This window comes from Kitasatospora sp. NPDC005748 (assembly GCF_040630735.1).
Taxonomy (GTDB): Bacteria; Actinomycetota; Actinomycetes; order Streptomycetales; family Streptomycetaceae; genus Kitasatospora.
In genome coordinates this window covers 1-4,010 of sequence record NZ_JBEXYD010000141.1, presented here as the reverse complement: position 1 = coordinate 4,010, position 4,010 = coordinate 1, and the positions used below count along the sequence as shown (strand labels likewise).

Annotated in this window: 4 protein-coding genes and 1 pseudogene; 2 read left to right on the top strand and 3 right to left on the bottom strand. The window is 73.0% G+C overall.

Annotation, left to right across the window (positions count from 1 at the left end; all coding sequences use genetic code 11):
* Positions 1-155 precede the first annotated feature (155 nt).
* The 3 genes from ABZ495_RS36835 to ABZ495_RS36825 all read right to left on the bottom strand — a co-directional run bounded on the left by ABZ495_RS36835 (position 156) and on the right by ABZ495_RS36825 (position 2,935).
* The gene (locus ABZ495_RS36835) at positions 156-1,346 is read right to left on the bottom strand and encodes a hypothetical protein (protein WP_359840346.1); all 1,191 of its coding nucleotides are present in this window, start codon (positions 1,344-1,346) and stop codon (positions 156-158) included.
* 187 nt (positions 1,347-1,533) lie between these two features.
* Complete coding sequence (locus ABZ495_RS36830; protein WP_329490782.1) at positions 1,534-2,292, bottom strand: lysophospholipid acyltransferase family protein; 759 nt, start codon at positions 2,290-2,292, stop codon at positions 1,534-1,536.
* A gap of 217 nt (positions 2,293-2,509) precedes the next feature.
* A complete protein-coding gene (locus ABZ495_RS36825; RefSeq protein ID WP_329490783.1) occupies positions 2,510-2,935 on the bottom strand; it encodes a DUF4395 domain-containing protein in 426 nt (141 codons plus the stop codon).
* Positions 2,936-3,146: 211 nt separating this feature from the next.
* Between ABZ495_RS36825 and ABZ495_RS36820 the strand changes: the two genes are divergently transcribed.
* On the top strand, positions 3,147-3,560 hold the full coding sequence (locus ABZ495_RS36820) for a thioredoxin family protein (protein ID WP_329490784.1): 414 nt from the start codon (positions 3,147-3,149) through the stop codon (positions 3,558-3,560).
* Positions 3,561-3,914: 354 nt separating this feature from the next.
* Positions 3,915-4,010: pseudogene (locus ABZ495_RS36815) on the top strand (electron transfer flavoprotein subunit beta); the annotation flags it as partial.

Here is a 4,010-nt window from a genome sequence, read left to right as displayed (position 1 = left end):
TGCAGGGGGGACCCTGTGGGAGAGTAGGACGCCGCCGAACAATCATTCCAAAGAACCCCCCGGTCCGTAAGGATCGGGGGGTTCTTTGCGTTTCCGGGAAAGGCACGCCCAAGCGGTCCGGGGCCGACCGAAAGGCCGGCCCCGGCGTCGCGTGGTTACGAGTGGGGTGCGGCGGTGCCCCAGTTCGGGCGGCTCACCCACTGGTCGGCCGTTTCGGTGATCCGGGTGACGCCGGTGCCGTTGGTCTGCATCCGGTACAGGTCGGCGGTTCCGCCGGCGGGGGCCTGGGAGAAGACGATGGACGTGCCGTCGGGGGAGTAGGCGGCGGCCCCGTAGAACACCTCGGACGGACCGGGCGTCAGGGCGTCGATGGCGCTGCCGTCGGGCTGCACGGTGTAGATGCCGCCACCGGGGGTGTTGTCGGGGCCGGCCGGATAGGTGGTGAACAGGATCCGGGTGCCGTCGGGAGACCAGCTGGCGCGCTCACCGGCGCGCAGCTCCCACGGGGTGAGTCGGCGCAGGCCCGTGCCGTCGGCGTTGACGACGTAGAGGGCCCGGCCGCTGGCGGGCTGCCCGGTCGAGCTGGTCCGGTACTCGAAGACCAGTTGCTTGCCGTCGGGCGACCAGCTCGGATTGCGGACCTCGCCGGAGTACGGCGTGTCGTTGGTGAGGAAGGTCAGCCGCTGGGCGTTGCTGCCGTCGGGGCTCATCAGGTACAGGTCGGAGTACTGGATCTGCTGGGTGGACGAGTCGATCGCGCCCCAGGTGCGGCTGAAGGCGAGCTGCTTCCCGTCGGGGGAGAAGGCGGGGCCGCTCTCCTGCTCGTTGGCGCAGTCGGCGGCGCCGGTCTCGCAGAGCTGGCCGATCTGGTGGGCGCCCTCGCCGTCGGCGGAAACCGTCCAGAGCCGGGCCGCGCCGGTCTCGGTCTCGGTCCGGTCGAAGGCGAGGGTGCTGCCGTCGGGGGACCAGTCGGGGTGGTCGTCGCGGTCCTGGCCGGAGGGCCGGGTGAGCTGCTGCAGGGTGCCGCCGTCGGCCGTCACGGTGAAGACGGCGCTGGTGAGGCGTCCGGGGTCGAGGAAGACCCGGCCGGCGATCAGGCCGTTGTGGGCCGTGACGGGCAGGGCCGGTGCCGCGGCTCCGATCACGCCCGGGGTCGCGTTGGCGATGGCGGGGTCGGGAGTCGGGGTGGCGGACGGGGACTCCGCCCGGATCTCGCTGAGCGGGATCTCGCCGGGCTGGACACCGCACCCGGCGAGCAGGACGGTGCCCGCCAGCAGGAGGCCCGCACCTGCGCGGGCGCGGGTGCGGGCCGTGGTGGTGAGTGGCAGCAGCCGTGTGCCTGTCATCGGCGTGTCATCTCCGTCTCTGGTGCAGGACGAGGCCCCCGGGGGAGCTGTCACTGTGTCAGATCGGGAGGGCGGGCAGGCCGCCGACACGCGACGGTCCGTGGCCACTCGGTCGCACGGAGTATGAAGAATGGATTGTTGGGTTGACGGCGCGGCGCGCCCGGCCGGCCGCCGCCGGCCCGGGGCGTCAGTCGCGGTTGGCCCGGCGCTCGGCCTCTGCCTCGTCCTCGGCCTCGGCGACCTCAAGGGTCGGCGCGGTGCCGCCGAGGTGGGCGGGCTGCCACCAGGTGTCCTCAGGCCCGCTCGGCTTGCCCGGGTACTCGCGCTGGGCCCGGTCGAGCATCTCGCTCATCGCGGCGCGCAGCCTGCGGGTGACCATCACGGGCTTGTCGCCGGGCGCCAGCTCGATCGGCTCGCCGATCATGATGGTCACGGGGACGTGGCGCTTGGTGAGGGTCTTCGGCCGGCCCTTGGTCCAGAGCTGCTGGGTGCCCCACAGGATGACCGGCAGCAGCGGGGCGCCGGAGTCGGCGGCCATCCGGGCGGCGCCGGTCTTGAACTTCTTCAGCATGAACGAGCGGCTGATGGTCGCCTCCGGGAACACCCCGACCATCTCGCCGGCGCGCAGGGCGCGCACGGCGGCCTCGTACGCGGGCTGGCCGTCGGTGCGGTCGACCGGGATGTGCTTCATGCCCCGCATCAGCGGGCCGGAGACGGCGTGCTTGAAGACGTCGTCCTTGGCCATGAAGCGGGTCTTGCGCTTGCCGCCGCGGAAGGCTCCGAGGCCGGCGAAGAGGAAGTCGAGGTAGCTGATGTGATTGCTCACCAGTACCGCTCCGCCCTGGGCGGGGATGTTTTCGGCGCCGACGATCCTGATGCGTACGTCGAGCGCGCGGAAGACGGTCAGTGCGGCGCCGATCACCGGCGGGTACACGAGCTCTGCCACGGTCAGTCCTGACTTCCCACGGGCCCTGGTGGCCCGGTCCGGCGGTACCCGTGTCGTACGTGGGGCCGACCGGAGGCGCGGCACGCCGCGGCGGCCACGGGTGATACACGGAAATGATCCCCCGAACGAGTGCCCGCTGTCACCTGAGGCGGGCGGTCGGGCGGGTGACGGGTGTGTGACGTCCGTGATGGGCCGGCCGGGAACCTTTCCGGTCCGGTCAGGACGCGGCGTCCAGCCGACCCTGGGAGCGACGGACGAGCAGGTACATCTCGCAGCCGAGGCAGTAGCCGAACACGGCGTTGAGGAAGGCGGCGGCGAGGGCGAACGCGGTGGCCAGCAGGCCGAGCCAGGTCACCCCGGTGAGGAAGCCGAGCGCGCCGACGGCGGCGAAGACCAGGCCGACGCCCTGGGCGAAGCGCGGCGGCCGCTCGTCCTCCGTCGCGGTGGGCGGTGCGAGCCGGGGCAGGAGCAGGGTCCGGTACAGCCAGTTGTACGGCGACCGGTGCAGGCCGCCGATGGCACCGAGGCCGAAGACGATGCCCTGGAGGGTGAGCAGCAGGCCGCTGCCGCTGAGGAGGACGGCGCCGAGGACGGCCGCGCTGAGCGCGGCGGCGAACCTCGGGCCGCGGGGGTCTATCTGCAACGGGGGCTCCGGATCTGGATCGCAGAAGGGGGGACGGCAGGGCGCGTCAGTGACAGCGCGAGGCCGTGGCCCGGCACAGGTCGACCACCCGGCGGGTGGTCAGCAGCGGTCGTACCGGGCGGTCGGAGTCCACCCGGCGATCGTACGCGGGCCCCGCCCCGGCGGTCGACCACTCTGTCGGACTCGTGGGGGGCCGGGGCAGACTGGGGGGATGACCGGGTTGGTGGTGTGCGTCGTCGTGCTCGCGGTGGCGAGCGCGTTCGGGCTGCTGCGGGCCCAGCGCGACGGGAGGCTACGGGTGCGGGCGAAGGACGGGGCGGTACGGCTCTCGGCGGCGGACCTGGGGGAGGCGCTGGGCGAGCGGGCCACGCTGGTGCAGTTCTCGACCGCGTTCTGCCAGCCCTGCCGGGCCACCCGGCGGGTGCTCGGGGAGGTGGCGGGTCTGGTCGAGGGGGTGGCGCACATCGAGCTGGACGCCGAGGAGCGGCTGGCGCTGGTCCGCCGGCTGGAGATCCTGCGCACGCCCACGGTCCTGGTGCTGGACGCGGGTGGCCGGGTGGTGCGCCGGGCGGCCGGGCTGCCGCGCAAGGCGGACGTGATCGCGGCGCTGGGCGAGGCGGTCTGATCCGCTCCGGGGGGTGTGGCGGCCCGGGTGGTGAATCCCACTCCCGATGCGCCGCCCCGTCGGGTGGTGTCGGCGGGACGCTGGGGCAGGATGAGGGCTGACGGCAGTGCGAGCCGTTCCGCGGGCCGTCCGGGCCGGGGGCCCTCAGGCCCTCGCGAGGCGGGCCGAGGGGCGGTCGGACGGGGCTCGGCGGCGTAAGCTACTGGCCAGTAGTGTCATTCGACTACTGGCGAGTATGCTGCCAGGAAGTTCCGGACCGGCACGGGAACACGCTGCCCGGAGCGGGTGCGTGCCGAGTTCGCGCCCGCTTGCACAGCCGCAGCCGCCGGACGAGACCAGTACAGGAGACAGGCCGTGAGCTTGAGGATCGTTGTCTGTGTGAAGTACGTGCCGGACGCGACGGGTGACCGTCGTTTCGGGGACGACCACACCACCGACCGGGAGGGTGTG